Origin of the sequence: Parahaliea mediterranea, from assembly GCF_003402235.1 — a bacterium.
Lineage (GTDB): Bacteria > Pseudomonadota > Gammaproteobacteria > Pseudomonadales > Halieaceae > Parahaliea > Parahaliea mediterranea.
Window position 1 is genome coordinate 479,945 of record NZ_QEWO01000002.1, and the last position, 20,415, is coordinate 500,359.

Genomic DNA, 20,415 nt, shown 5'->3' on the forward strand with positions numbered 1-20,415 from the left:
ACGGCAAGCAACCGGGGCTTCAGTGCATACCACCGTGAGCTTCAGCGCGCTTCGAGCACTCTAATTTAATTAGCACTTATTAACTTTGGACCTATTTGGTCCCGGGCATCCAAGAGCATGAAAAAGATCCGCGCCCTACATAGCTGGATAGACAATCTCCCACCGGACATCCGTGAGGCTGTGGTACAGCGTATGCGAACGCGTCACTATGGTGATGGTGAAGCCGTATACATGCTGGGAGAAGAAGGTCACGAACTCTACATGGTGGCGTCCGGGAAGATACGTTCAAGCAACTACACACTGAGAGGTAAAGAAATTCAGTATGCAGTCCTTCAGGCGGGAGATTGCTTTGGCGAACTGAGCCTGATAGATGGGCTTTGTCGCGTACACAGTACCTACGCGCAAGGGCCCGCAGATCTCCTGGTCCTGCACAAGCGTGATTTCGACGAGCTATACACCACGTATCCCGAGATACCTGTGCAGATCAATAAACTACTATCCTGCCGCCTGCGTATTGCCCATACAACCGTCGATGAGGCCACCGCTCTGTCAATGAACGATCGCCTCGCGCGCCTGTTGGGGCGCTTGGCTTACAGTGTCGGCGTAGAGGACGAACATGGAGCGACTGTGCTTGAGGGTTTTACTCACCAAAATCTTGCTCGAATGCTGGGATCTAACCGGGAGGGCATCAGTCGCGAGTTGAAGAAGCTGGAAGAGGCGGGACTGCTTCGACGCAGTTACGGCAGGGTCGAAATTCCCGATATTAACTCCCTAATAGGTAGTTGTGATGGCCTTGTCGGAGGAGAGCAACTCGTTCCCGATTATCATTCATAGCAGGGCTTTTTTGGCAGGGCGAACTCACCGCTCAACGGTGAATCGAAGTAGAAGTTGCAATGGTGACAGCGGGGCAGCCCGGAGTGAGTTGCGTGCAATGGGGCGCCTGCGACATGAGCAATTCGAACAGATAACCCGAGGGGTTGATCCGCAGGCGTTCAGCAAAACTACACAGTACATTGAAATGTTAGATCAAAGCGTCTCGCCTCCCGACTGGATGTCGAACGCTTAGCGTGTAAAAAAGTCTTAATTGTTTCTGGAGGCCATGCGGAGATGCGCTAGTCAAGCCGCGAAAAAAGACTATGGCCCTCCGGTGCCCGGGCCTGAAATCGTTCATTGGATCGATGCTCTGATAACTTTTCCGTTCGGCTACCCCGACAGAAAACAATGCCCAACCAGAAGGGAAGAGGCGAGAACCGCCAAGTCTGGCGGCTCCCGCTGCAGGCACGTCAGGGCGTGATTCGGGCGCCGCTGAAGCGCTGGTGGAAGCCGTCGAGGGAGATGACAAAGTCGTCCCCGGCCAGGTACTGCTCCACGGACTCCTTGGGCTTTTCTTTCTCCCGGTACCAGTCGGCGTACTCGGCAAGGTCGCTGCTCTGGGCATCGTAATGGGTGGAGTAGGTGCGCACGTGTACGCTGGGCTGGTCGCCGCCCATGTCAAATTCCATAAAGCGCAGCCAGCCATCGCCAATGCCCACGGGGAACTGGCCAAACTCATAGTTCACATCCACCAGGGTCTGGTGGCGGTCCTGGTAGTCCGACAGCAGCTGCCACACGGGGTTGCCGGCGGCGTTGCTGTCCACCCGCTGGGCCTGGGCGTGCTGGTGGCCACACAGCACCAGGAAGATCTGGTCGTGCTGGCTGATGAACTTCTGCCACACCATTTCCGGGTTGTTGTGGATTGGGTCCACCCGCTGGCCGTCGATCAGCGCGTTGGCTTTGCGCTCGCCCTCGGTGTTCATGTAATCGTGGGTGGAGACGATGGTGGGCAGCCCCGGGTAGCGTTTTACGATCTCCGCCGCCCAGGCCAGGCTTTCGTTGGGCGCGTCGAACTGCAGGCCAATGTGCAGGAAGCGATACCCACCGGCGGTGAAGATCTGCGCGCTGTCGGCGCCGCCATCGTGAGAGGCCACATACCAGGGCTTGTCTTTGAAGAAGGCGGTTTCTGCACCAAACACAGAGCGGAAGTTATCCAGGCCACCCGGGTGCAAAACCCCGAGGCTGGACCAGTCGGTGGGGTCGAACTCGGCCGCCGGCGGGTGTTTGGAATCGGTCCACATGGCGTCGTAGTCGTGGTTGCCCGGCACTACAGAGAAAGGCACTTTGCCGGCGATCAGCGAGAACCCCTCGTGGGCCTTGGGCATTTCCACGGTGCGGGTTTTTTCAGTGGGCTGGAAGTGGCCGTCGAACAACGGGTTGGGGGCAGTCTTGAACCCGCGCGCCTTGTGCTCTTCGTCCATGGCCAGGGTCTGGTGCTGCCACACGTCCCCGAGGGAGGTGACAAAGGCGATTTCGCCGCCGGCGCTTTCCAGGTTGTCGGCGATGTAGCGCATCTGCTCGATGAACATGACGTTGGCGTCGAAGGGAAAGCCCTCGGCGGTCTGGTGGGTGTAGTCCAGGTAGTTCTGGGTATCGGGGATTACGGCGATGGTGAAGGTATCGTCACCGGCGCCGGCCACGGGGGCCAGGCCGCTAAGCAGGCAGGCCACCGCCACCGCGCGGCACAGGGGTTTGATGGATGTCATGCGATTCACTCCTTGCAGGCTTTATTAGAAATCGAAACTGAATTCGGCGCGCACGTTGCGACGGCTGCCACCGATAAAGGTCGGGATGCCAAAGTAGTCACCGGTATTGCCGGCATCCACCAGGTATTTCTCGTCGGTCAGGTTGCCGCCCACCAGGGCCAGCGACCAGTTGCCGCTGCCGCCGTAGTAGGACAGGCGCGCACTGAGCAGGCCAAAGCTGTCCTGGTATTCGTCCACCTTGGTGTCGGAAAAGGCGGCGGGCACGCGCTGTTGCAGTTCGGGCTTGTCGTTATCGTCGAAGAAGAACATTTCAGACTGCCAGCTGTACACCGGTGAAAACTCCAGGGACCCGCCAAACAGTGGCAGGGCCAGGTTGGCGCCCAGTGAAAATTTATGGTCAGGGCTGTTGCGGAACTGGTTGCCGTCGTAGGCACCGGAACGCAGGCGCGCCTTATTGTAGCCGTAGCTGGCGAAGAGGTTGATTGCCTCGGAGGCAAGATAATTGAACTGTGTCTCGAAACCGGTGGCGTCCGCCTCGCCGGCGTTCACCGCGGTAAAGCGGCCATCGATCACCGCCTGGGTCTGGAAGTTCTCGTATTCGTAGTAGTAGATGGAGGTGTCGCCCACCAGGCGGTTGTCCAGCAGCTGGAACTTGAGCCCGGTTTCCACCGATGCCAGCTCTTCCGTGGGAATAACCTCGGAGCTGCCGTCGGCGCCCACGTTGAGCACTTCCGGGCGCTTGCCGATGCCGTACACGGCGTACCAGTTGAGGCTGTCGCTGAAGCTGTAGCGTACACCGGCGCGGCCGGTGGTGGTGGTGGAGCTGTTGTCGTCGCTGACGGTATCGCCATTGGGCGTGGGGTTGAACAGGATGCCGCCGCCGGTCAGGTTGCTGGGGCCAAAGGGCGTGGTGCCGCGCAAGTACACGGTTTTGTCATCCCAGGTGACCCGGGCGCCGGCAAACACTTCCCACTGCTCGCTGAGGTGCCAGGTGGCATCGGCAAACAGGTCGTAGGTGCGCACATCGGCGTTGGTTTCAGTGCGATCCAGGTGGAAGGGCTTGAGCACATCCGCCGTGGGGCCCAGCAGGGCGTTGATCTCGTCGTTGGTCAGCCCGCGCGGGGCCAGCGGCTGCAGCACGCCGCCCAGCAGTAGGGCCATGGCGCGCTCGTCGTAGCCCAGATCCATGCTCATGTAGTTGCTGGCGTCGAACACACTGGCGCCCACAAAGCCGTCGAAATTGCCAAGGCCGGTGAAGTTCAGGCGAATTTCTTCCGAGAGCTGCTCGCCGCCGTTGCACTGGTGGCCGGCAATCATGTTGGTGGAGGTGCCGTCGCTGTCGAAGGACTCACAGGCGTCAAACCAGCGGTAGCCGGTGATGGCGGTCAGGCTCAGGCGCTCGTCGATGTCGTACTCGGCAATGCCGCTGGCCCCGCGAATTTCGCGCTGGAAGTACGGGTCGGGAATGGCGCCGAAAGTATCCAGGTGCAGGGGCGACCAGAAATCCAGGTCGCCAACCACGTCGCCGGTTGCCTGGTCCAGCGGCAGGAAGGTGCCGGACTTGAAGGGCACGGTGCTGTTGGTGTCGTCTTCATCCAGGGTGGCCACCAGGTTGAAGCTGAAGCGATCGGTAGGCTCCCAGCGGGCGCTGAAGCGGTAGGCCCGGGCGTCGATGTCGTTGTAGGTGTTGTCGCTGCCGATGTCTTCCACGTAGCCGTCGCGCTGGCGCATCAAGGCGCCGATGCGCACCGCCAGGGTGTCGGTGACCGGTACATTGGCCACCCCCTGCAGGTGGCGATAGTCGTAGTCGCCCATGCCGCCCTGTACTTCAAAACCCAGCTCATCTTCGGGGGTTTTGTGGAAGATGGAAACGCCGCCGTTCAGCGCCGAGCGGCCGTGCAGGGTGGACTGGGGGCCCTTCTCCACTTCGATGCGGTCGATATCAAACAGCTCGCCGTAGGACGATGCCGCCTGGGTTACCGCCACACCGTCCTGGAACACCGCCACCCGCAACTCGCTCTGGGGGCTGAAGTCGTTGGAGGTGATGCCGCGAATGGAAAAACCAGGCGCAAACTTGTCCTGCAGCTGGATGACAAAGCCGGGGGTGATGGCGGCAATACGGTCCAGTTCGGTGCCGCCGATCTGCTCCAGGAACTCGCCATCGTAGGCGCTCATGGACATTGGTACATCGGTAATGCGCTGCTCGCGCTTCTGGGCGGTCACGGTGATGACTTCCAGCGCAGTGCCGGCAGACCGCACCGGCTCGGCCGCGGCCAGGGCCGGCACACTCGCCAGCAGCGCGGCGCTACAATAAACAGACAGGGGTTGTTGAGCCATTCCTCTTACCTCGCAAGGGCTTGCAATTAATTAAGGAACGGCACAGTATCGTAATTAAATGACAGAAAAATGACGCACCAGGCAAATTCGTGAGCGAGCAAAATAACCGCGGCCGCCCCCGCAACCGCAAGATAGACAGCGCCCTGCTGCAGGCGGGCTGGGAGTCCCTGGCCGCCATGGGGTTTGATGGCATGACGATTGACGATGTGCTGGCCCGGGCGGGCTGCGGCCGCAACTCCTTCTATCGCCGCTTTGACGGCAAGCTGGCGCTGATCCGGCACATGCTGGCCCAGGCCTACGAACAGCTCGGTGAACTCCCCGACCCGGGCCTGCCACCGCGAGATCAGTTGATTGCCTGGATTGACAGCATGGGGGCGGCCCTCACCGGCCTGCGCGGGCGCGCCATGCTCAGTATTCTGGAGGCCCTGCCACGGCACCCGGAGCTGCGCTCTACCCGCTCCAGCATGCGCGATTCACCGGGCAGCCCCCTGCGCTCGCTGATCCGCGACTGTTGCAGTGCGGTGCCCAGCGACGATGCCCTGGCCTTCGCCGAGGACACCCTGGCGGGCGCCCAGCACTACCACATCACCACCCGCCAGCGGGCCTGGACGCGGCGCGACTCGGTGCGCATGGTGGATGCGCTGATCGGCATGCTGGAAAACGAACTGGCCCCGCATCGCCAGGGCGGCGGCGCGGGCCGCTCGCGCCGTTAACGCCGGGCGCGGAAGAAGGCCTTCAAGCGCTGGCTGCTGTCTTCGGCAAGCACCCCTTCCTGCCAGCTTACCCGGTGGTTGTAGCGCGGCTCGTCCAGCAAACAGCAGGTGCTGCAGGCCACCCCGGCGCGGGGCTCCCGGGCGCCAAACACCACCCGGTCAATGCGGGCGTGAATCATCGCCCCGGCGCACATAGTGCAGGGCTCCAGGGTGACGTACACGGTGGCGCCAGGCAGGCGGTAATTGCCCACCGCCCGGGCGGCATCGCGCAGGGCCACAATCTCGGCATGGGCGGTGGGGTCCGCGTAGCTGATCACCGAGTTCCAGCCCTCTCCCAGCAGGGCGCCCTCGCGCACCACCACCGCGCCAATGGGCACCTCGCCCTCGTTCTCGGCGCGGTCGGCCAGGGTCAGGGCGCGGCGCATCCAGTGTTCGTCTTCCGCCAGGTTGATGGCCATGTGTAAACGCTCTTAAAAAAAGCGCAGTGTACTGAATCGGGGCGCTTGCCGGTACAAATCGCCGGCACAACGTGAAAGCGCAATGCAACGCTACCGTCCGCAAGAGCAAAACACCGCCACAACTGGGCCGCGCCGCGGTGGTGGCGTATGATTTTGGCCAAGCCGGCACCAGGCGCAACCACGGTGCCCACCGACTACCCAACCCACGGAGCCCGGCATGAGCACAGCGCCCATTCGCCTTACCGAATACAGCCACGGCGCCGGTTGCGGCTGCAAGATTGCGCCGGCGGTGCTGGATACCATCCTCGCCTCGCAGCTGCAGTTACCCGACTCGCCCCGGTTGCTGGTGGGCAACCACAGCCGCGACGACGCGGCCGCCTACGACCTGGGCAATGGCCAGGTGGTGCTGAGCACCACGGACTTCTTCATGCCCATTGCCGACGACCCATTTGACTTTGGGCGCATCGCCGCCACCAACGCCATCAGCGATATTTACGCCATGGGTGGACGCCCCCTGATGGCCATTGCCATTCTCGGCTGGCCGGTGAACACCCTGCCCGCACACGTGGCGGCACAGGTGGTGGACGGCGGGCGCCAGGCCTGCGCGGATGCCGGCATCAGCCTGGCCGGCGGCCACAGTATCGATTCGCCGGAGCCGATCTTCGGCCTGGCGGTAACCGGGCTGGTGGCCAAAGCACAGCTCAAGCAGAACAACCGGGCCAGTGCCGGCAGCCGGCTCTACCTCAGCAAGCCCCTGGGTGTGGGTATTCTCACCACCGCCCAGAAGCAGAAAAAACTGCGCCCGGAACACCAGCACCTGGCCCGCGACGTGATGTGCACCCTCAACAGCATTGGCACTGAGCTGGCCGCCATCGACGGGGTAGAGGCCATGACCGACGTTACCGGCTTTGGCCTGATGGGCCATCTGCTGGAAGTGTGCGAGGGCAGCGGCGTTAACGCCGTGATCCGCGCATCCGCTGTGCCCCTGCTGCCAGCCGTGCAGGACTACCTGGCCGCCGGCTGCCTGCCCGGTGGCACCGGGCGTAACTTCGACTCCTACGGCGCACGCCTTGGCCCCCTGAACGACGAACAAAGGGCCCTGTTCTGCGACCCGCAAACCAGCGGCGGCCTGCTGCTGGCGGTGCGCCCCGAGGCCTGCGACGCCGTTGAGGCCCTGCTGCGCGCCGCCGGCGCCTGCTGCCACAGCATCGGCGAACTGCGCCCGCAAAATAGCGGCCCGCGGATTGAGGTGCAGCCGTGAGCGCGGGGAAACAGCCTTGAGCGATTCGGAAACAGCCGTGAGCCGCCCCGATACCCAGGACTACGCCGCGCTGTTCTTGCGCGACACGCCCCTGTTCGACACCCGGGCGCCCCTGGAATACCGCAAGGGCTCCTTCCCCCACACCGCCAGCCTGCCCCTGATGACCGATGCCGAGCGGGCGCAGGTGGGCACCTGCTACAAGCGCGAGGGCCAGCAGGCCGCCATCACCTTGGGGCACCGGCTGGTCAGTGGCGAGGTAAAAGAACAGCGCCTGCAGCAGTGGCTGGCCTTTGCCCGCGCCCACCCCGGAGGCTACCTGTTCTGCTGGCGCGGTGGCCTGCGCAGCCAGACCGTGCAGCAGTGGATGCGTGAGGCCGGGGTAAACTACCCACGGGTGATTGGCGGCTACAAGGCCATGCGCCGGTATCTGCTGGACACCACAGAAGAGGTGCTGGCGCGGTGCCCGCTGATCGTAGTGGCCGGGCGCACCGGCTGCGCCAAAACCGACCTGCTGCACCAGCTGCCGCGCAGCATCGACCTGGAGGAGCTGGCCCACCATCGCGGCAGCAGTTTTGGTAAGCGCCCCGGCGGGCAGCCGGCGCAGATCGATTTTGAAAACCGCATCGCCATCGCCCTGCTGCGCGCCGACCACGCCGCCCCCGGGCAGCCGTTACTGGTGGAGGATGAAAGCCTGCTGATTGGCCGCTGCGCCCTGCCGCTGGCGCTGCGCACCCGCATGGAATCCGCCACCACCGTGGTGGTGGAAAGCCCGCTGGAAGCGCGGGTGGAGCACAGCTACCGCCACTACATTCTTGACAAGCTCGCCGAGTGGCAGCAAGCGCTGGGCGAGGCAGAGGGCTTTGATGCCTTCGCCAATGACCTGCACACGGCGCTGGCCAAGTTGCAGCGCCGGCTGGGCGGCAGCCGCCACGCGGCGCTCAAGGCCCAGCTTCAGCAGGCCCTCACCGAGCAGCAGCACGGCGACAGCAGCGGCCACCGCCTGTGGATTCGCACCCTGCTCAGGGACTACTACGACCCGATGTACGACTACCAGCTTGCCCGCACGGCGCGTCCGGTTGCCCTGCGAGGCAGCGCCGCCGAGGTCAGGGACTACCTGCTCTCGCGCGCCGGCAGCGGCGCGTGAGTGTACTTGGCAAAGGTGCCCTCGCAGTGATCCACCGTGCCGGTGGCGCGGTCCATCAGCCCCTTCCACAAAATTGACATACCGCCGGTGGCCACCGCCGCCCCAGCGGTGAGCAGGGTGCCCTTTTCATCCAGCCCGATGCGCGGTGCAGCCAGGGTGCCCTCCAGCGACACAAAGGGCGTGACGAACATATCGGCGCTCACCCCCACGCCCTTGCGCGGTTTGGTGTTGAACACGATGTTGATGGCCTCGTCAGTCAAGTCCACCTCGCCGCTGGCTACCACCTGCAGTTTCTCTGTCTGTATCGCCACCGGCTCGATACTTACCTGGCCGGCGTCGATCTCCATGGCCACCACACCGCACTGGAAGGCCATGTGCGCCTGGGTTTTGGCGAACGGATTCAGGGCCGACACCAGCTGCGCCAGGAGGTCGCCGGAGAAGGTCTCCATAATGCTGTTGGTCAAAAGCCCCGGGCCCATGGTCAGCATGGCCTTGCCATCGCTGCCGGCAGCCAGCGCCCGGGGGCTGGCCCCGCTGGCGGCCAGTTCCAGGCTGAGGCTGAGGGGCGGAATGTCCTCGGCCTTTTCCACCTCGCCTGAGGCCAGGTTGATCCGGAAGTCCCGCAGCTGGCTGTTGAGGCTCAATTGCGGCTGCTCGCCACGGTTGTCGAGCACCAGGCGGTTGCGCCCTTCGCCGCCATCGGCGCCGGTTACATCGGCGCTGATGTCGAGCCGGCCGTCCTGCAACACGGCCTTCACGGCCACGTCTTCCAGCACCAGCAGGCGGGTGTGCAGCGCCGCTATCTGCCACTGCACATCGATACGGTTGTCCTGCAGGGCGGCCAGCGGCAGCGCCGCCTCGCCAAACACATAGCGCGCCGGCTCACTTGCCGAGCGGGTGCTGGCTGCGGTCGGCTCTCTTTTGGCGGGATCTTTTATAGCGGATTCATTTGCGGTTGACGCCTTTGTGCTCGCATCGCTTGCGGCTGGCTCCTGTGGCTCGCCCTGCCACTGCACCAGGTCGATGCGGCTGGAGGTGAGCGCCGCCACCAGCACGGGGCTCTTTTTACTGCCTTCACTGCTGTGACTTTCATCGCCGCTGTCGGCGGCCGTCAGGGACAGCTCCCCGGCAAGGTCGCTGTTGCCAAGCTGCACCTGCAGCGGCGCCACCACAAGACCAGCGGCAGACCAGTCGATGGTGGCGGCAAGCTGGAAGGGCAGCTCGGGCAACTGCGCCATCAACTCCGAGGCCAGCTCGCCCTTTGCCTCAAGTTCAAAGTGGCCCGCCCCGTCTTCACCGGCCAAGCTGCCCTGCCCCTCCAACTGTGCATCGCCAAGGCCCAGGCGGAGGTCGCTGACAGTCAAGCCCGCATCCAGGCCCTGCTCCGCCGGCGCCAGGTTGACGGCAAAGCTCAGCGGCAATCCGGGCAGGCCCTGCACGGCAAATACCGATGCCAGCGCCTTGAGGGTATCGATACGCCCTTCGACGGCCAGGCGATCCGGCGTGGCATCCAGCTGCGCCTTGAGCGCCACCTCACCCAGCGAGCCGGTGAGGCTTCCTGATACCTGCTCCTGGCGGTCACGCAGCTCGGCAAGCAGGTGGGCGCTGTCGCCGGTAGCCAGCGGAATGTCCAGGGCGTCCAGCAGGGCCTGCAGCCCGCTTGCCTGCACTTCCACTTGCAGTTGGCCGTCTTCGCCAGCCGCATCAGGCACTAGGCGCTGGCCCTGCAGGGTGAATTCGGCATCGGCCAGTTGCGCGGCCAGGTGACACCGCAGGCTGCCCCCGGCAGCCAACGCCACGCGGCGCCCGATTTGCCCGGACAGGCGCAGCGGCAGCGTGCGCACCCGGCCCTCACCCTGCAGTTGCAGATCGTCGTTGTCGTCTGCCTCCACTTTAAGGGTTGTCAGCTCATAGACCTGATCGGTGTTGTTGCCGTTCTCTTCACTACGCTGGCGCAGGCGCAGGTTCTGCAGCCGGGCCGCTTCCAGCATGATGCCGATACCCGTGCCCTCACCCGTAAACGCGGTGTCAGACGCCGCCGCGCCTTCCCCGGTGGACGCCAGCGGCAGGTTGCTCTGCCCATCGGGGCCATGCTCCAGCAGCAGGTCGATATCGCTGGCCTGCACCAGTTGGATGTCTACCGGGCCCTGCTGCCACAGCGAGGCCGTGCGCAGGGCCACCTCCACCTGGCCGGCGCTGGCCATGTCCGGCTCGCTGCCCCAATCGGCGTTGGCCAGTGCCAGCTGGCTGGCAGACAGGTGCAACTGTGGCCACAGGCTCAGGCCGATTTCCCCTTCCAGCCGCACCTCCCTGCCGATGGAACGGCTGGCCAGTGAGGCGATCCAGCCGCGGTGGGCGGTGAGGTCGGCATAGTGCAGCCAGGCCAGTAGAGCGCCCAGCACCAACAACAGGGCAAGCAGCAGGGCGAGCAGAATGGAGAGCAGGGTTTTGAAAGCAGTCATAGGCAAGGGCGCGAGCAATAGACAACAGTAGATGACCGTGCGGCCTGGGGCGCTTCGCCGCGGCGAAACCCGGTGTGTTGTGCAGTGTAGCCCTGCCTGCGGCGCTTGCCACTCTCGTAGCACCCGCAGCCTTCGCAGCCTCCGCAGCCCTCACAGCCCTCACAGAAGGAGCGCCGCCACTGCCTCCCATTGCCCGCCATGACAGATGGCCAGGGCCGCCTATACTTGCTGCACCCTCACAACCAATGCAGATGCTGCCATGGCCAAGCCTGTACCTGCCCTTTCTCTCAAGCACCGCACGCCCGACACGCACTGGCGCCCTTTCGCCCGTGGGGCGCTGGCCCTGTTTGTGTCGGCACTGGCGGTGCTGGCGCTGCTGCTTTCGCGCCAGGCAGGCGCCGCTGTCATCCTGCAGTACCACCACATCAGCGACAGCACGCCCGCCAGTACGTCCACCTCGCCGGCGCGTTTTGCATTACACCTGGCATTGCTTGAGCAGCAGGGCTTTCGTGTTGTGCCGCTGCAAGCGCTGGTGGACGCCCACGCACGCGGCGAAGCCCTGCCTGATCGCACCGCCGCCATCACCTTTGACGATGGCTACCGCTCCATCGCCGAGACCGCACTGCCCCTGCTGCAAGCGCGCAACTGGCCGTTCACCGTGTTTATCAACAGCGACCCCCACGACGAGGGCAACCCCCTGTACATGAGCTGGGATCAGCTGCGCGAACTGACCCGCCACGGCGGCACCGTCGCCAACCACAGCGCCAGCCACCCCTACCTGCTTGAGCGCCAGGGCGACGAAAGCGACAGCGCCTGGCGTGAGCGCATCCAGGGGGAGATCAACCGCGCGCAGCAGCGCATCGGCGACGAAATCGGCCAGGCACCCAGGTTGTTTGCCCATCCCTACGGCGAGTACGACAGCGCCGTGCTCGAGATACTCTCAGCGCTGGGCTTCGCCGGCTTTGGCCAGCAGTCCGGACCGCTGGCACCCTACAGCGACGCCCGCGCCCTTCCGCGCTTTCCCTTTGGCGGCAGCTACGGTGACCGGCGGGATTTTTTGACCAAAATCAACAGCCTGCCCATGCCGCTGTCTGCCAAGGGCATGCAGCTTGCAAGCGAGCGCGGCGAGCTACAGGCGGATGGCGTGATCAGCCCAGGCGCCCGGCCGGTTTTGACCCTGCATTTTCAGCACATTCCCGAGGGGTTACACTGTTTTATCTCCGGGCAGGGTGCGGTGGAGCCGCAGGCCGCCAGCGGTGCACTGAACGTGCAGGCACCGCAACCGCTGGGCCCGGGCCGTTCCCGGTACAACTGTACCGCACCCGCCGGGGACGGACGTTTTTACTGGCTGTCGCAGGTATGGATTGCGCGCCAGCCACCCGCACACTAAACACAACGGAGCACCCTTTATGGCAACTACCCGTCCGCTCTGCGCCACCGCACTCGGGCTCATTCTCACCCTCGGCCTGGCTGGCTGTAGCAAGCAGGACGAAGCCGGGGCTGGTACAGCTGAACCCGGCACGGTGCAGGACGGCGCTGTACAGGCAGGCGCCGGAGACAAAGGCACAGCGGATCAGGCCAAGCCCGCCGCCAAAGCCGGCGGCCAGGCGGCAACGGCCGCCGCTGGCAGCGACGTGGAAGTGATTGTTACCAGCTCGCTGGAGAGCATGGTTGCCCTGCTGGAAAAGGAAAACTGGTGGGGCGTGCCCAGCGCGGACGAGCCACTGAACGTGCCTCACCTGCTGATTGCCGCCATCCATCCCACCTGGCAGGAGGCCTCGCGCAACATGCCGGTGCAGCAGAAAAAGGCCCTGTTCTACCGCCTGATGCTGCCGCTGGTGATGCATGCCAACCAGATGGTAATGCACTTTCGCAACGGCCTTGAACAGGCCCGGGGCGAGCTGGCAGACACCGGCAAGGTCAGCCCCGAAAGCCTGGCCATGCTGAAGCGCCTGGCGCTGTTGCTGCCCGGCGAAACCCAGGCGTACGTGGATGCCCTGCAGGACAACACGCCGGAACTGGCCACCATGATCGACGCCCTGCTGTACCGGGTGGACGTGGTGCCCCCCGGCCTCGCCCTTGGCCAGGCGGCCTACGAAAGCGGCTATGGCACCTCCCGCTTTGCCGTGGAGGGCAATTCCCTGTTCGGCCAGTGGACCTACAAAAACGACGGCATCAAGCCCCGGGAGCAGCGCAAGAGCAAGGGCAACCACCAGATCAAGGCCTTTGAGTGGCCCTTCGACAGCGTGCGTGGCTACTTCATCAACCTGATGTCGCACCCGGCCTACGAGGACTTCCGGCGCCTGCGCGCCGAGGTGCGCGCCGCCGGCAAGCCGATGGATTCGCTGGTGCTGGCCGATGGCTTGCTGAGCTACTCCGAACGCGGCCAGGCCTACGTGGATTCCCTCAAGGGCATGATTCGCCACAACCACCTGGACATTGCCGACGATGCGGTACTGCGCGATGAGCCAGTGCGCTTTTTGCTGAACGAAGATGGCGCCGACAAGGCCGCCGCGCTGCGCAACGACATTGAAGCCATGCGCAGCAGCGGCGAGCTGCAGGACATCATCGAGCGCATGCAGCTGGACTGACAGGAGCCACCACAGCGATGACTATTGCCGCGAACCGCCGCCTGATTGAAACCTACTTTGACCTTGTGCTGGGGCGGCGCGGCGATATAGCCCTGGACACCCTGTTCAGCGAGGATGTGAGCTGGCAGGTGCCGGCGTCCAACCCGCACATCCAGCCCAACCCCCGCCACGGCCGCGCCGCGGTGATGGACCTGCTGACCAGCGGCGTGGGCGTCTACCAGGCCGGCAGCCTGTCCATCGACCTGCAGCGGCTGGTCGTGGATGAACAGCACGCGGTGGCCCAGTTCACCCTGCGGGCCAAACTCGCCGACGGCCGCCCCTACCGCAACAACTACTGTTTTGTGTTCGCCCTGCGGGCGGGGCTTATCTGCGGCGTGTGGGAATACCTGGACACCCTGGCCCAGGCGCAACAAGGCACCTGGGATGCACTAGCGCCCTGATGCGGGCCGGTACCAGATGGGCGAGCTGTAGGCCCGCTCCTGCTGCACCACCTCGGTGCCCTCCGCCAGACTCACCCCCAGGCGCGCCTGGTCGTACAGCGTCCAGCGCGGGGTGGGAATTTCCAGGACCCGCACGTAATACACCGCCCCCTGCTCAGGGTTGAAATCCGGGTCCTGCCACAGGGTGGACAGTTCCGCACTGCCAATGCTGTTGCGGTAGCGGCCGCTGGCGCGGTCCACCGTATCCCCCACTGGCGGCAGCTTGCCCTCGGCATCCAGCGTGCGCGCTCCGTCTCCATCGCCCTCTCCATCGCCCTCGCCTGCCCCGGACCAGGCCACGTTGTAGATGGTCTCGTGGGCGGTGCCGGCATCGTCCACCCAGCCCTTGACGATCTGCACCCGGTCGAGATTGGCGCCCTCCGGGTCCTTGAGGGCGTGCACCATAAAGCGCGGCGCGCGCTGGCCGTTGCCCGCAGGCGGCAGGTAGGCCCCCATCGGCACGCCTTTCTCGTAGCCGATCAGGGCCGGGTTGGGGCCGGCCATATCGTCTTCGGTGTACTCCCACCCGCCAAAAAAGCGCAGGCGAATGCGCGGGCCGGTGGTGGCGTACACCTCGCGGCGTTGCATGGCGTCAAACAGGGCCTCGCGCGTGTTTTCGGTGGCCCACACTGCAGCGTAACCCGATGCCAGCTGCAGGGTGTTGGACATGCCCGCCTCGGGAATGCCCCAGATACTCTGGCTGCGCCGGGGGCCCGGTTCATCCCCCGCCTTCTTGCCCCAGAAATTGTCTTCCTCCACCGCCGCCAGGGCGGTATGGGAATCGGTGCTGCCGATCATGCCGAAATCGTAGGGGTTGACGCCGGTTTGCTGCGCCAGTTGCAGCCCCACCTGCAGGGCGGGCCGGGCGTACTGGTAGCGCTGCATGGCCGGGGTCTGGGGCGTATTCATGGCAATGTTGTACTGGTCCCAGGTGCCGTAGTCGGCAAATTCGTCATTCGGCGAAAGGGCGGGATGGGCCTCGCTGTCACCCTTGATCTGGGTCACTTCCATCAGTGGTTCCCAGCGCCGACGTTCGCGGGCATAGGCCGCATCCACCGGCCGGCCGTCCAGGGCGGTTTCGGCAAACATGCGTCCGCCGCTCAGGTTGCTGTTGTGGGAGATGGCCAGCACCCGGCCGCCGGTTTGACGCTGGTAATCCGCCAGCCAGCGCCAGAGGTCTTCCGGGTCGTCGCTGTCAAACGCCGAGAAAGGCGCCACCTGGTCGGCGTGCTCGGCGCCATCGCCAAACACTACAATGCGGTGCAGGTTGTCACCACCGGGCATGGCAGACCATTCATAACCGATGAACGCGGTGAATACGCCGGGCTCGTTCGCTGCATCGGCGGCCTGGTTGTTGGCTTTCCAGGGCGAGGGCACTCCCTGCGGCAGGGTCAGCAGGGGCTCGCCGTCCTCGTAGGAATTGCCAATATCGAGCATCAGCCGCCCAAAGGCGGAGGGGTCGCCCTCGGCCACAATGCGCTGCCAGTCCCGGGCGGTGGCGTTCTGCATGAGTATGGGGTCGCCGCCACGAATCAGGGGCATCACCCCGAGATATTCCGAGTGGTCCGCCACCACCAGAAAATCCAGCGGCCGGCTCAGTCTGGCGGGCATGCCGTTGGCGGCGGTCACCGTGTCACCCCGGGCAAAGCGGTAGGCATCTTCGGGGCCAAGACCGGTCACGCCGAACAGGTTGGCGTCCATGGAAACGGCGGTGTGCAGGTGCGTGTCGCCCCAGTACACCTCGCGCGGGTAGTCCTTCCCGGCCCAGGGTGAATAGTCCAGGCGCGGGTCGCGCTGGGCCTCTGCCGGTTCGGCATTGGCCAGCGCCGGCAGCAATGCGGCGGCCAGTATCACGGCAAGACGGTGTCTCGGCGACGGCATACAGTACCCCTTCTGATTATTATCGCTGTGGTGTACTGCCAGTATAGGCAGGCCCGCGAAGGGCCTGCCATCCCCGCCACCGGGCGTGGCGGAGACTTAGTTCAGTATGGCGAACTGATCGCCGGTCGCATCAGCGGCCGGCGCTGTTCTGGTAGATGGTTTTGCCGTGGGCGATGGTTTCCAGCACCGGAATGTCCTTGATGGTGGCCGGGTCCGCCTGCAATGGGTCCTCACCCAGGATGACCAGATCCGCCTGCTTGCCCACGGTCAGCGAGCCCTTGGTGTCCTCTTCAAAGTACTGGTAGGCACCGGCCTGGGTCATGGCGTACAGGGCATCATAGGGCGAGAGCCGTTCATCGGCGCCCAGGGTCACGCCGTGGCGGGTTTCGCGGTTCACCGCAATCCACATCAGGCGCATCATGTCGGGGGGCACCACCGGGGTGTCGTTGTGGATGGTGAAGTGCACGCCCTTTTTCAGGGCCGATGCCGCCGGGCTGATGTGGAAGGCGCGCTCATCACCAAAGCTCTGGCGATGCCAGTCGCCCCAGAAGAAGGAGTGTGCGGAGTAGAACGAGGGCACCATGGCCAGCGCCTTGGCGCGGTCCACCTGGTCGGGCCGCATGACCTGGGCGTGGATGATCACCGAGCGGTGATCCGGCAGGGTTTCGCCGTCAAAGGCTGCGTCTACGGCATCCATCGCCAGGTCGATGGCGGCATCGCCATTGCCGTGCATGTAAATGGGCACACCCAGGTGCAGCAGTTCATCGGCCTGGGCTTTGAAGTCCACCGGCTTCACCGTGGGATAGGCAGTGTAGGGGCCTTCCACGCCTTCGGGGTTTTCTTCGTAAGGCTCGGTGGTCCAGGCGGTGCGCCCCTGGGGCGAGCCGTCCAGCACAAATTTCACGCCGCCAATCCGCACGCCGTTCTGGTAGCCCTCGGCCCTGAGCCTGGCCACTTCGGCAAAGTCGAGGTCGCGCGCCACCGGCACCATGACAATGTCGGCCTTGATGTCGCCGCTGGCGGCCATTTCCCGCAGCACTGCCACGTCACCCATGTTGGCGGCGCCATCCTGGATGGTGGTGATGCCAAAGCTGGCGAAGTAGTCGATGGCCTTTTTCATCTGCGCTTTGAATTTTTCGGTATCGCCGCTGCTGGCGAGGTACTGGGACATCATCAACGCGTGGGTGGCGGATTCCTCCACCACACCGTTGGGGATGTTGGTGCCGGCGATGCGGCGGAACACTCCGCCCTCTGGGTCCGGCGTGTTTTCGTCGACGCCGGCGGCTTCCAGCGCCGCGGAGTTAGCGGTGCCGAGATGGCCGGACACGTGCATCATGAAAATAGGCACATCGGCGGAGACTTTATCCAGGTCGGCCCGGGTGGGGTGGCGGTTTTCCGCCAGCAGGGAGTCATCGTAGCCATAGGCCAGCAGCCACTGGCCCGACGCTGGCGGGTTGGTGGCCAGGCGTTCCCGCAGCAGCTGCTGAATGTCCTGGATATTCTCCACCGGGCCCACCGGTGGCGACGAGGCGTTCACGTAATCGATCAGGCGCGCCTGCATGGTAATATGACCGTGGCTGTCGATCAGCCCGGGGATGAGTGCCCGCTCGCCCAGCTCAACCACTGCTGTCTCATCGCCCACATACTCCCCCACCGCGCTGCGCTCGCCCACGTAGACAATTTTGTCATCGCGGATGGCTACGGCCTGGGCGCTGGGGCGATCCGGGTCCATGGTGATGATGTGCTCGCCGTAAAAAACCCGGTCGGCCGGCAAAGCGGCCATGGCGGTGGTGGACGATAGAACGGTGGAGGATAAGGCGGTAACGGTAGTAAGTGTGGCCAGACCCAGTGGCGCAAGCGTTCGCTTCATGGTGACTCCCTGTACGGTGGTGTTGCTGGTTAGTGCACCGGCTCGCCGCCAGCGCCTGTCAAAACCTGACATCAGATCACGTCATGGATCATCATGGAAACGGCATTTGCCAGCAAGGTACAGGACCAGATAGGGCAGAAGGATGGGACCAGGGCCGGGTGGCCGGTATCACGGGCCGCTACCGCAGGCCGCTATCGCAGGCCAGAGCGCACCGCAACGGTGCGCCCGAGCCGGCCAGGCTAACGCGAGAAATGCGCGAGCAGTTCGACGTGGGGCGTTTGCGGGAACAGGTCGAGGGGCTGCACGGTAAGGGCCTTGAAACCGGTATCCAGCAATACGCGGCTGTCGCGGCAGAAGGTGGCCAGATCGCAGGAAATGTACAGCACGTCGCTGAGCTGGTTAGGCGTGCCGAACAGTTCATCCGCCGCCTGCAGGCCATCCCGGGGCGGGTCCAGCACCAGCACGCGGGCCTCACGGTGGGCACGCAGCAGCGCCGGATAGGCGCCAGGGGCATACAGGTTGTGGGTCAGCACGCGCACCCCGGGCAGTGCCCTGGCCGCCAGCGCCCGGGTGGCCGCCTCTACCGCCTCCACCGCCACAATGTCGGCAAAGCCCGCCTCGGCCAGCACCTGGGTAAAGTTGCCGGAGCCAGCAAACAGCTCCAGCACCTGCGCATCACGCGCCAGGGTGGCAAGGCGCTCGGCCAGCCATTGCTGCATGCGCAGGTTCTGCCGGTCGTTGCCCTGCCTGAAGGGCAGGCGCTGGCCCAGGCTGCTGCCGAATTCCGCGTCGATATCCAAGGTGGTCCAGGTGCCCCGGCGGCGCCCCCGCCATTGGGGCTGCGGCAGCTTCGCGCGCAAGTCCGCCAGCAGGGCAGCGGCCGGCGGGTTCAACACCGGGCAGTGGGGCACGTCCATCAGCTCCCGTCCTCCCGCCGACAAAAAGCCCAGTCGGCGCCCGTCGGTGCGCAACTGGGCGCGGTTGCGATAGCCCAGCTCCTGCGGGCTCTCCAGCAGCGCAGCAATACGCTCGGGCGCAATGCCCAGGCGGCCCAGTTCCGCCACCACCCGGCGCTGCTTGGCCGCGCACTGGGCCGGGTAGCTGACAAACTGCCAGGGGCAGCCACCACAGTGCCTTGCCCCCTGCCCGTGCAATGCGCAGGGTGCGCTGCGGCGTTGTGGCGCGGCGGCATCCACCGCCACCAGTTCGGCCCGGGCAAAGCGGCTTTTAACCTCGGTCACCCGCACGGTGACGGCCTCCCCCGGCCAGGCCCCGGGCACAAACACCACCCGGCCGCTGGGGTGCTCCAGCACGGCGTGGCCGTTGGCGCCCAGGTCGCGGACGGTGGCGGAAAAGGTGTCGCCCTTGGCAAGGGCCATGCTAGCGGTGGTCGCCGTCGCGGTAGTACCAGCGCCCGTCGATCTTCTCGAAGCGGCTGAGTTCCTGCAGCCGATGGCCGCGCCCGCCCTCTTTGAAACGAGCGACAAATTCAACGGTGCCGCTGTCGTCGGCCTCGCCGCCGGCCTGGGTTGCCACAATGCGCAGGCCAATCCAGCGGTGGCCGGCATCCAGGCGCACCCGGGACGGGCGCGTGGCGGGGTGCCAGGTGGCCAGCAGGTAGTCCGCCTTGCCAAGCGCAAAGGCGCTGTAGCGCGAGCGCATCAGCTGCTCGGCGGTGACGGCGGCCTCGCCGCCATCCACAAAGCGGCCGCAGCACGCGGCATAGTCGCCACTGCTGCCGCAGGGGCAGGCGCTGGCATCGTCAGGGCTTTTGCGCGACATGGCCGATCGCCTAGCCGACGTTGTGGTAGACCTTCTGCACATCCTCAACGTCGTTCAGCATGTCCAGGAATTTCTCGAACATGGCTTCGTCGTCGGCGGGGATGGGCGCGGTCTCCTTGGGCACAAACTGGATCTCTTCCACTTCGAAATCAATCTCGCCAAGGGCTTCGTTCAGGGCCGTGCGCGCCTTGGCAAACTCCGTGGGCGGGGCAAATACGGTGATTCTGCCGTCCTCGGACTCAATGTCCTCCACTTCCACATCGGCCAGCATCAAGGCTTCCAGCACGGCTTCTTCGTCGTCACCGGCGAACACAAAAATAGCGCAGTGATCAAAGGAGTGGCTGACACTGCCGGGGGTTCCCAGCTTGCTTTTGGTTTTGGTGAAGCACTGGCGCACGTCGCCAATGGTGCGGTTGGGGTTATCTGTCAGGCAGTCCACAATCACCATGCAGCCGCCGGGGCCAAAGCCTTCGTAACGGGCCGCGGCAAAGTCTTCGCCGGCGCCGCCCTTGGCCTTGTCGATGGCCTTGTCGATAACGTGGGTGGGTACCTGGTCCTTCTTGGCCCGTTCGATGGCGCTGCGCAGGGCCAGGTTGCCGTCGGGGTCCAGGCCGCCCTGTTTGGCGGTCACGTAAATAACCCGCGCGTGCTTGCTGTAGACCCGGGCCTTCTGGTCCGAGGTCTTGGCCATTGATTCCTTGCGGTTCTGGTAGGCTCTGCCCATGGTTCTGATCCGTAAAAGCGCGGATTTTACCGCAAATCGCCCGCTTGGCCAGCGTACCTCGCCCGCACATGCATCGCCCGCACATGCATCGCCTGCGCGTACCCCATCGGCGCGATGGCTGGCCCGCCCATCGC

General features: G+C 64.8%; 16 protein-coding genes. 7 read left to right on the plus strand and 9 right to left on the minus strand.

Annotated features, from left to right (window positions below; translation table 11 throughout):
• Positions 1–117: 117 nt before the first annotated feature.
• Entirely contained in the window at positions 118–834 is a 717-nt protein-coding gene (locus DDZ17_RS07685; RefSeq protein ID WP_116365490.1) for a Crp/Fnr family transcriptional regulator, read from the plus strand.
• Between the two features lie 449 nt (positions 835–1,283).
• On the opposite strand, the gene DDZ17_RS07690 is transcribed toward DDZ17_RS07685, so the two are convergent.
• Both DDZ17_RS07690 and DDZ17_RS07695 read right to left on the minus strand, forming a co-directional pair.
• On the minus strand, positions 1,284–2,579 hold the full coding sequence (locus DDZ17_RS07690; protein ID WP_116365492.1) for a metallophosphoesterase: 1,296 nt from the start codon (positions 2,577–2,579) through the stop codon (positions 1,284–1,286).
• Positions 2,580–2,603: 24 nt separating this feature from the next.
• Complete coding sequence (locus DDZ17_RS07695) at positions 2,604–4,916, minus strand: TonB-dependent receptor (RefSeq protein ID WP_116365493.1); 2,313 nt, start codon at positions 4,914–4,916, stop codon at positions 2,604–2,606.
• A gap of 89 nt (positions 4,917–5,005) precedes the next feature.
• Between DDZ17_RS07695 and DDZ17_RS07700 the strand changes: the two genes are divergently transcribed.
• The gene (locus DDZ17_RS07700) at positions 5,006–5,629 is read left to right on the plus strand and encodes a TetR/AcrR family transcriptional regulator (RefSeq protein ID WP_116365495.1); all 624 of its coding nucleotides are present in this window, start codon (positions 5,006–5,008) and stop codon (positions 5,627–5,629) included.
• Here the strand turns inward: DDZ17_RS07700 and tadA are convergent.
• Complete coding sequence (tadA, locus tag DDZ17_RS07705; protein WP_116365497.1) at positions 5,626–6,087, minus strand: tRNA adenosine(34) deaminase TadA; 462 nt, start codon at positions 6,085–6,087, stop codon at positions 5,626–5,628. The genes DDZ17_RS07700 and tadA overlap by 4 nt on opposite strands.
• A 217-nt stretch (positions 6,088–6,304) precedes the next feature.
• On the opposite strand from tadA, the gene selD reads away from it, so the two are divergent.
• Together selD and mnmH are read left to right on the plus strand one after the other, a co-directional pair.
• Positions 6,305–7,348, plus strand: coding sequence for a selenide, water dikinase SelD (gene selD, locus DDZ17_RS07710; RefSeq protein WP_116365499.1), 1,044 nt, complete (start codon positions 6,305–6,307; stop codon positions 7,346–7,348).
• 37 nt (positions 7,349–7,385) lie between these two features.
• Positions 7,386–8,492 (plus strand): tRNA 2-selenouridine(34) synthase MnmH, encoded by a 1,107-nt coding sequence (mnmH, locus tag DDZ17_RS07715; protein ID WP_116366170.1) that lies wholly within the window; start codon positions 7,386–7,388, stop codon positions 8,490–8,492.
• On the opposite strand, the gene DDZ17_RS07720 is transcribed toward mnmH, so the two are convergent.
• Positions 8,459–10,954, minus strand: coding sequence for an AsmA family protein (locus DDZ17_RS07720; protein ID WP_116365501.1), 2,496 nt, complete (start codon positions 10,952–10,954; stop codon positions 8,459–8,461). The two genes, mnmH and DDZ17_RS07720, sit on opposite strands and share 34 nt — an antisense overlap.
• Positions 10,955–11,213: 259 nt before the next feature.
• Between DDZ17_RS07720 and DDZ17_RS07725 the strand changes: the two genes are divergently transcribed.
• From DDZ17_RS07725 to DDZ17_RS07735, 3 genes are read left to right on the plus strand one after another with little or no spacing between them, the layout of a single operon-like run.
• The gene (locus DDZ17_RS07725; RefSeq protein WP_116366173.1) at positions 11,214–12,344 is read left to right on the plus strand and encodes a polysaccharide deacetylase family protein; all 1,131 of its coding nucleotides are present in this window, start codon (positions 11,214–11,216) and stop codon (positions 12,342–12,344) included.
• A 19-nt stretch (positions 12,345–12,363) separates the two neighbouring features.
• A complete protein-coding gene (locus tag DDZ17_RS07730) occupies positions 12,364–13,545 on the plus strand; it encodes a glucosaminidase domain-containing protein (RefSeq protein ID WP_116365503.1) in 1,182 nt (393 codons plus the stop codon).
• A 17-nt stretch (positions 13,546–13,562) separates the two neighbouring features.
• Positions 13,563–13,985: a nuclear transport factor 2 family protein gene (locus tag DDZ17_RS07735; protein WP_116365505.1), complete on the plus strand. Its 423-nt coding sequence runs from the start codon at positions 13,563–13,565 to the stop codon at positions 13,983–13,985.
• On the opposite strand, the gene DDZ17_RS07740 is transcribed toward DDZ17_RS07735, so the two are convergent.
• The 5 genes from DDZ17_RS07740 to DDZ17_RS07760 all read right to left on the minus strand — a co-directional run bounded on the left by DDZ17_RS07740 (position 13,974) and on the right by DDZ17_RS07760 (position 20,281).
• Positions 13,974–15,905, minus strand: coding sequence for a DUF3604 domain-containing protein (locus tag DDZ17_RS07740; protein ID WP_116365507.1), 1,932 nt, complete (start codon positions 15,903–15,905; stop codon positions 13,974–13,976). The two genes, DDZ17_RS07735 and DDZ17_RS07740, sit on opposite strands and share 12 nt — an antisense overlap.
• Positions 15,906–16,035: 130 nt before the next feature.
• On the minus strand, positions 16,036–17,775 hold the full coding sequence (locus DDZ17_RS07745) for an amidohydrolase (protein ID WP_157976526.1): 1,740 nt from the start codon (positions 17,773–17,775) through the stop codon (positions 16,036–16,038).
• Between the two features lie 239 nt (positions 17,776–18,014).
• On the minus strand, positions 18,015–19,154 hold the full coding sequence (locus DDZ17_RS07750; RefSeq protein WP_116365511.1) for a class I SAM-dependent RNA methyltransferase: 1,140 nt from the start codon (positions 19,152–19,154) through the stop codon (positions 18,015–18,017).
• A gap of 1 nt (position 19,155) precedes the next feature.
• Entirely contained in the window at positions 19,156–19,557 is a 402-nt protein-coding gene (locus DDZ17_RS07755; protein WP_116365513.1) for a YchJ family protein, read from the minus strand.
• Positions 19,558–19,567: 10 nt separating this feature from the next.
• A complete protein-coding gene (locus DDZ17_RS07760) occupies positions 19,568–20,281 on the minus strand; it encodes a YebC/PmpR family DNA-binding transcriptional regulator (RefSeq protein WP_116365515.1) in 714 nt (237 codons plus the stop codon).
• Between the last annotated feature and the right edge of the window lie 134 nt (positions 20,282–20,415).